Origin of the sequence: Dokdonella sp. (assembly GCF_036518555.1) — a bacterium.
Classification (GTDB): Bacteria; Pseudomonadota; Gammaproteobacteria; order Xanthomonadales; family Rhodanobacteraceae; genus Dokdonella_A.
In genome coordinates, this window is record NZ_DATDMY010000204.1 from 1 (window position 1) to 5923 (window position 5923).

Genomic DNA, 5923 nt, shown 5'->3' on the forward strand with positions numbered 1-5923 from the left:
CAGCTGTGCCGCCGCCTCATCGGCGTGCCCGACTACGACACCTATGTCGCGCACCTGCGCGAACACCATCCCGAGCGCCCGGTGCCGAGCTACGCCGAGTTCTTCAACGAGCGGCAGCAGGCGCGTTATCGCGGCGGTGGCGGACGCTGCTGCTGAAAGCCTCGAGCCGTACCGCCACGCATCGCGCGCCGACGCGCCGAGCGGCCCAGGCGCCCCTGCAGGATCGCACCGTCGCACCCGCACGACGCACTCGCGCCACTGCAGGAGAGTGTACCTTGCGTGCCGCAGCGGTCTGCCTGATCTGCCGGAGAAACCACGAATGCCAAAGTTCATCACCATCGGTTATGGCGATCGCGAAGGTTACGAGCGGACATCCGCGCATGTGCTCAGCCGCGCCCATGCCCATGACGCGTCGCTCAAGCGACAGGGTGCCGTCATCGGCATCGCTGGGTCGCCCATCCAAGTGAGGAACCCCGAGGGTTTGGGGATCAAGACTCAGGCCGGCCCGTTCATGGCGTCTCCTTCCCATTGCCGGCTTTGCCGTCATCGACGCTGAGGATATCGAAGCTGCGATCAGGCTGGTGTCGCAAGCGCCCTGTGCCGTGGCGCACGGTGTCGTGGAAGTCTGGCCGCTCGAGCAACCCGACGATGCGGCCTGACACTTCGCGTATCGGCTCGCCGAAAAATCGAAAGGCGGATGCGCCTTGGGCACGTGGTGCTGCGGAGAGCTCGACGTTCGGTGCTTGGCCAGAGGTCGAGACGGCCGTCCAGGAGATCGAGCGCGTCCCTGGGGCGCCAGGGTCAAGTCACACTCCCGCTCCGGAGCGCCGGTGCTTGGCCGTGGTGCAGGGCTACTCCTTGCCCGGGTTTCGAACGTTGTTCGCCACCGGCGTCACTCGCGACGAGCGGGACATGTATGCGCAAGGGAGCATCATGGGCATCTTCGCCGGGGAGCAACTGCCCGACTTGCGGGCGAGGAAGTGGCCGCGATCCATGAGTTCCTGCAGGACGGATGGACGGCCGAACGCGGCGCGCGGGAAAGCGAAGATCGCCACCTTCCCTTCGCCGACCTTCATGAAGAAGTAAATCCAGCGGCTCGTCTTTGCGCAGCTGTCAATTCGTTCGAGCCGATGCCGCCTCGAGGCGCGGCTTGCCCAGGTCTTGCCCACGAAGTCCCTTCGAAGGAATCGCATATGCCCCGTCTCTTGTTGCTCGCACTGCTGGGTGTGTCCTCCTGTGCAAGCGCGATCGTCATCCGGGATGATGTGGATGATTCGAACTATCGAATTCCAGCGAGCGAGTTTCCTGCGCTTGTCGATCTGCCTGGCGAGGGGCATGGGGTGTTGATTGCCCCGCAATGGGTCGTCACCGCCGCTCACGCCGTCACGTGGCAATCCCGAATCGATCAGGTATCCATTGGCGGAGTAGCTAGGGGCGTTGCCCGCCTCGTGATACATCAAGGATACAAGAGGCCGCCGCAAGAGCTCCTCGACCAGGCGCTGTCCACCTGGGACTGGACGCTTTTCAGGGCGCTTCTCGCTTCGTCCGATGACGTCGCACTGCTGAGGTTGGCGCAGCCCGTCACGGACGTTTCCCCTGTCGCGATCAGTACGAGCGACGCCGAGTTCGGCCAAATCATCGAGGTCATAGGAGAAGGCGCCACGGGCAATGGTGTCACCGGGTACGCGTTCGGTGACTCTCACCGCACCGAGCTGCGGCGCGCCTACAACAAGGTGACCAGCGCCCACGGCCGCTGGCTCTGCTATACATTCGACAAACCGCCGGATGCGCTGCCCCTCGAGGGTGGTTCGGGAAGCGGCGACAGCGGTGGGCCAGTCCTGCTGCAGACCAAGAAGGGTCTGCTATTGGCTGGACTGACGTCGTGGTCGGATCCACAAAGCACCATAAGGACGCCGGGGCGCTATGGGCAAGTCACGTGCAATGTCCGCTTGAGCCATTACAAGGACTGGGTCGAGAGCATCATCTCCGCGAAGCCATGAGCGGGCACCGACCATTTGTTCAATCCGAACCTGCTTCGTCACGGCAACCATGAGCGACCCGATCCTCACGATGGCAGCGCAGGCGGAATGGGAAGCCTGGCTCGATCGGCACGGCGCGACGTCGCCGGGCGTATGGCTCCGTCTCGCAAAGCGGGGTGCCGGGCTTCCGACCGTCACGTACGCCGAGGCCCTCGAGAGCGCGCTGTGCTTTGGCTGGATCGACGGCCAGAAGCGGGCCGACGGCGAGCGCTACTGGCTGCAACGGTTTACGCCGAGAACGGCGACGAGTATCTGGTCGAAGATCAACAAGGCCAAGGCGGAGGCCCTCACGGCCGCGGGTCGGATGCGCGCCGCGGGACTACAGGAAGTGGCGCGAGCCCGGAAGGATGGACGCTGGGACGCGGCTTATTCGTCCGCGAGCACCGCAACGGTTCCGGACGACGTGCAGGCGGCGCTCGATGCCAACACGAAGGCAAAGGCGTTCTTCGCGACGCTCGATGGTCGGAATCGATATTCGATCCTGTTCCGGATCCAGGCCGTGAAGAAGCCGGAGACGCGTGCGCGCAAGATCGCCACGTTCGTCGAGATGCTGGCCAAGGGCGAGAAGATCCACCCCTGACGGCGGCGACGCCGCGTCCTCCCGGGTTCGACTCCTCGCGTGTCGGCCGCGATCCACCGCCGGCCGACCCGCGGCCACTCGCAGGTCGGCCGCGATCCACGTATGGGTCGCCCCCTCAGGACGCCGCGAGAGCGACGTACGGCGTTTCCTTCGCCGTCTGCGCCGGCACGCGCCGAGCAGCGAACGCGGCGCGCAGGCCGAACACGATCATCGCGACGACGAGCGCCATGAACGCGGCGGCGAGGCTCGCGTCGACGTAGTCATTGACGACGATGCGGTGCATGTCGGCGAGCGTCTTCGCGGGCGCGACGACCTGGCCCGCGTCGAGCGCGGTCTGGAACTTCGCCGCGTGCGCGCTGAAGCTGATCTTCGGATCGGCGCCGAACGCCTTCTGCCAGCCCGCGGTGAGCGTGCAGACGACAAGCCAGACCGTCGGCAGCAGCGGGATCCACAGGTACTTCTCGCGCTTGAGCTTGACCAGGCACACGCACGCGAAGATCAGCGCGATCGCGGCGAGCATCTGGTTGGCGATGCCGAACAGCGGCCACAGCGTGTTGATGCCGCCGAGCGGGTCGACGACGCCTTGATAGAGGAAATAACCCCAGCACGCGACGCACAGCGCGGTCGCGACGAGGTTGGCCGCCCACGATTCGGTCCTGTGCAGCGACGGCACGGCGAGGCCTGCGAGTTCCTGGATCATGAAGCGGCCCACGCGCGTGCCCGCGTCGACGGTGGTGAGGATGAACAGCGCCTCGAACAGGATCGCGTAGTGGTACCAGAACGCCATCATGCCCTCGCCGGGCACGAGGCCGTGGAGGATCTGCGCCATGCCGACCGCGAGCGTCGGCGCGCCGCCGGCGCGCGAGAGGATCGTCGTCTCGCCGATGTCCTTCGCGGTCTGCGCGAGCAGCTCGGGCGTGACGACGAAGCCCCATTGGCTGATCGCCTGCGCGGCGGTGTCGACGGTCGTGCCGATCAGCGCCGCGGGCGCGTTCATCGCGAAGTAGACGCCCGGCTGCAGCACGCACGCGGCGATCAGCGCCATGATCGCGACGAACGCTTCCATGAGCATCGCGCCGTAACCGACGAGCGGCGCGTCGGCTTCGCTCGCGATGAGCTTGGGCGTCGTGCCCGACGAGATCAGCGAATGCCAGCCCGACACCGCGCCGCACGCGATCGTGATGAACAGGAACGGGAACAGCGAACCCGCGAACACCGGCCCGGTGCCGTCGACGAATTTCGTGAGCGCGGGCATCCTGAGTTCGGGCATCGCGAACACGATGCCGACCGCGAGCAGCAGGATCGTGCCGATCTTGAGGAACGTGCTGAGGTAGTCGCGCGGCGCGAGCAGCAGCCACACCGGCATCGCGGCGGCGCAGAAGCCATAGGCGATGAGCATCCAGGCGAGCGCCTTGCCATCGAACGTGAACGCCTTCGCCCATGTCGGGTCCGCCGCGACGATGCCGCCGAGCCAGATCGAGACGAGCAGCAGCACGAGGCCGATCACCGACACTTCGAGCACGCGCCCGGGGCGCAGGAAGCGCAGGTAAAGACCCATGAGCAGCGCGATCGGGATCGTCATCGCGACCGTGAACGTGCCCCACGGGCTGATCGCGAGCGCCTTGACGACGACGAGCGCGAGCACGGCGAGGATGATGAACATGATCATGAGCACGCCGATCATCGCGATCACGCCCGCGGCCGGACCCATTTCAGCGCGCACCATCTCGCCGAGCGAGCGGCCGTCGCGGCGGATCGAGAGGCCGAGGATCATGAAATCCTGCACCGCGCCCGCGAGAACGACGCCGATGAGGATCCACAACGTGCCGGGCAGGTAGCCCATCTGCGCCGCGAGCACGGGGCCGACGAGCGGGCCGGCGCCCGCGATCGCCGCGAAGTGATGGCCGAACACGATCCAGCGGTCGGTCGGCACGTAGTCGAGGCCGTCGTTGCGGCGCACCGACGGCGGCGCGCGCGAGGGGTCGAGCGCGAGCGCGCGATCGGCGATGAAGCGCGCGTAGAAGCGCTGCGCGGTGAGGAAGATCGCGGCCGCGGCGCCGACCAGCCAGATCGCATTGATCGACTCGCCGCGCTGCAACGCGATCGTGCCGAGGCAGAACGCGCCGAGGACGGCGAGTGCGGCCCAGCCGAGCTTGGAAAGAGGGCTCGCGGGAACGATGGCAGCCATGTTCATGGAGGTCGGCTCTGCGCAGCGGACGGGTGCCCCGAGCGTGGCCTTTCGTGCCGGGGCGGTCAATGCGCGATGCGGGAAATGCGCGTTCGACTTTGGTCGAATCGGCGCGCGCCCGCACTGCGCGCTCCGTGCGCATGCGCTCGTCAGCGGCCCCGTTCGTGCAGCACGGTCACCACTCCGCGCACCGCGGGACCGGCGCGTCGTTCGCGCGAGTCCACGGCCACGCACGGGCTCGAGGGCATCACGCTTGGAGTCGAACGCGAGGACGCGGCGCTCGCCGCCGGCTTCGATCCGTCGTGCGTGCGTGCCGTCCTACAGCCAGTGCGCCTTGCGCAGCAGCCAGAACAGCACGCCGCAGATGCCGAGCGTGACCGTGATCATCGCCGGGTACGCCCACGGCTGGTCGAGTTCGGGCATGTGGTGGAAGTTCATGCCGTACCAGCTCGCGAGCAGCGTCGGCGCGGCGAGCAGGGCGGCCCAGCCGGCGAGGCGCTTGACCACTTCGCCCTGCGCGACGGTTACGAGCGCGAGGTTCACGCTGAGCGCAGCGGTGAGCATTTCGCGCATCGTGTCGGTCGATTCGTTGATGCGCGCGGCATGGTCGTAGACGTCGCGGAAATACGGTCGCACTTCGTCGCGGATCAGGCCCGGGTACTGCCGGCTGAGCTGGTTGAGGATGTCCTGCAGCGGCGCGATCGCGAGGCGCAGGGTGACCAGTTCCTTCTTCAGCACGTACAGGCGGCGGATCGTCTCGCGCTTGAAGGTTTCCTCGAATACTTCGTCCTCGAGTTCCTGCAGCTCCTCGCGGAACTCGCGCACGATCGGGAAGAAGTTGTCGACGATGAAGTCGAGCACGGCATAGAGCGAATAGCTCGGCCCGAGCGCGAGCATCTCCTGCGACTGCTCGCAGCCGCGCCGCGCGGTCGCGTAGCTGAGCGAAGCGCCGTGGCGCACGGTGACGATGTAGCGCTTGCCCATGAAGATGTGCGTTTCGCCGAACGCGATCTTGCCGGCGACGACCTGCGAGGTGTGCGCGACGATGAACAGCGAGTCGCCGTAGACCTCGATCTTCGGGCGCTGGTGCGCGTTGTGCGCGTCCTCGACCGCGAG

Annotated in this window: 7 protein-coding genes; 4 read left to right on the top strand and 3 right to left on the bottom strand. The window is 66.8% G+C overall.

Features of this window, described 5'->3' with window-relative positions; genetic code table 11:
• Nucleotides 1-156: YbdD/YjiX family protein (locus tag VI238_RS11425; RefSeq protein WP_414650059.1), on the top strand; the 156-nt coding region annotated here is incomplete at its 5' end.
• 163 nt (nt 157-319) lie between these two features.
• Nucleotides 320-556 (top strand): hypothetical protein, encoded by a 237-nt coding sequence (locus VI238_RS11430; RefSeq protein ID WP_331651413.1) that lies wholly within the window; start codon nt 320-322, stop codon nt 554-556.
• Nucleotides 557-851: 295 nt separating this feature from the next.
• Here VI238_RS11430 and VI238_RS11435 read toward each other — a convergent pair whose 3' ends face one another.
• Nucleotides 852-1169, bottom strand: a complete 318-nt coding sequence (locus VI238_RS11435) for a hypothetical protein (RefSeq protein ID WP_331651415.1) — start codon at nt 1167-1169, stop codon at nt 852-854.
• Nucleotides 1170-1193: 24 nt separating this feature from the next.
• Between VI238_RS11435 and VI238_RS11440 the strand changes: the two genes are divergently transcribed.
• Nucleotides 1194-2000, top strand: a complete 807-nt coding sequence (locus VI238_RS11440) for a trypsin-like serine protease (protein WP_331651417.1) — start codon at nt 1194-1196, stop codon at nt 1998-2000.
• 49 nt (nt 2001-2049) lie between these two features.
• On the top strand, nt 2050-2619 hold the full coding sequence (locus VI238_RS11445) for a YdeI/OmpD-associated family protein (RefSeq protein WP_331651419.1): 570 nt from the start codon (nt 2050-2052) through the stop codon (nt 2617-2619).
• A gap of 115 nt (nt 2620-2734) precedes the next feature.
• Here VI238_RS11445 and VI238_RS11450 read toward each other — a convergent pair whose 3' ends face one another.
• Nucleotides 2735-4807, bottom strand: a complete 2073-nt coding sequence (locus VI238_RS11450) for a carbon starvation CstA family protein (protein ID WP_331651425.1) — start codon at nt 4805-4807, stop codon at nt 2735-2737.
• 318 nt (nt 4808-5125) lie between these two features.
• The coding region (locus tag VI238_RS11455; protein ID WP_331651421.1) for a magnesium and cobalt transport protein CorA at nt 5126-5923 on the bottom strand (798 nt) is incomplete at its 5' end.